Origin of the sequence: Streptomyces apricus (assembly GCF_008369065.1) — a bacterium.
In the GTDB taxonomy this organism is placed as follows: domain Bacteria; phylum Actinomycetota; class Actinomycetes; order Streptomycetales; family Streptomycetaceae; genus Streptomyces; species Streptomyces apricus.
In genome coordinates this window covers 1-1,182 of sequence record NZ_VDFC01000223.1, presented here as the reverse complement: position 1 = coordinate 1,182, position 1,182 = coordinate 1, and the positions used below count along the sequence as shown (strand labels likewise).

General features: G+C 73.5%; 1 protein-coding gene. It reads right to left on the bottom strand.

From position 1 onward, the window contains the following. The coding region (locus FGF04_RS39330) for an LCP family protein (protein ID WP_456340038.1) at positions 1–1,172 on the bottom strand (1,172 nt) is incomplete at its 3' end. Positions 1,173–1,182 lie beyond the last annotated feature (10 nt).

The following is a 1,182-nucleotide window of genomic DNA, read 5'->3' as shown; positions in this document are numbered from 1 at the left end:
ACCTGCGCCCCCAGCCCCGCGGTCATCGTCCCGTTGCGCACCTGCACCCGGATCTGCTGCGGCGCCACCTCGACCCGCCGCACCTCGGACCGCACCCGGTGCGGAGCGAGCGGCCGGTCCTCGCGCAGGGTCCTGAACAGCCGCCCCGCCTTCGCCTCGTCCCATTTCAGCGTCGAGCCGATGCCCTCGACGGCGTACGACATGTTCCCGATCGGGACCGTCGTGAACTCCGAGGACGACGGCGAGAAGGCCCGCATCGCCCGCCCCAGGCCGATGAGTTCGTCCGTCCCGAGGCCCTCGTCCGCCCGTACGGAGCCGAGCACGGCCTGCGTGACGTCGCGGAACCTGACCGGGTTCAGCAGCACCCCGGAGGACGTGGCGCGCGCGATCAGCGCCGCCAGGAACCGCTGCTGGCGCTGCATCCGGCCCAGGTCCGACGCCCCGTCGATGTGCCGCGAGCGCACGTACTGCAGCGCCTGCCCGCCCTTCAGCTCGTGCGTCCCGGCCGCCAGGTCGAGCCCGGTGACCGTGTCCCGCAGCGGCCGGGCCGTGCAGATCCGCACCCCGCCGAGCACGTCGACCGTCTTCATGAAGCTGGTGAAGTCGACCTCCAGGTAGTGGTCGATCTTCACGTCGGTCATCTTCTCGACCGTGCGCACGGTCAGCTGCGGCCCGCCCTCCGCGTACGCCGCGTTCAGCTTGACCGGGTGCCCCCCGTGCCGCTCACCGGTGGTCCGGTCGGTGTGCGGCGGCGTCTCGGCGTACGAGTCGCGCGGCAGGCTCACCACGCTGGCGCGCTTCCGGTCCTCGGACAGGTGCACGATCATCACCGTGTCCGTGCAGTGGCAGGGGGCGCCGCCGAGCCGGTACTTCTCCTTCTCCTCGCGCGAGAGGCGGTCCCGGCCGTCGGTGCCGACCAGCAGCACGTTCATGCCGTGGCCGCGCGCGGGCCGGTTCTTCATGTCCTTGAAGGGGTCGATCCGGTCGATGTCGGAGTCGAGTCCGGTGACCAGCGCGTGCCCGAGGCCGCCCGCCGCGAGCACCGCCACGGACAGGGCGGTGGCCATCCGCACGGACCACTGCGGCCGGCCGCGCCGCACGGGCGGCCGTACCGGCTGTCGCGCCGGCGGCCGGGCGGGCGGGCGCACCGACGACCGCACGGACAGCCGCACGGACCGCCGC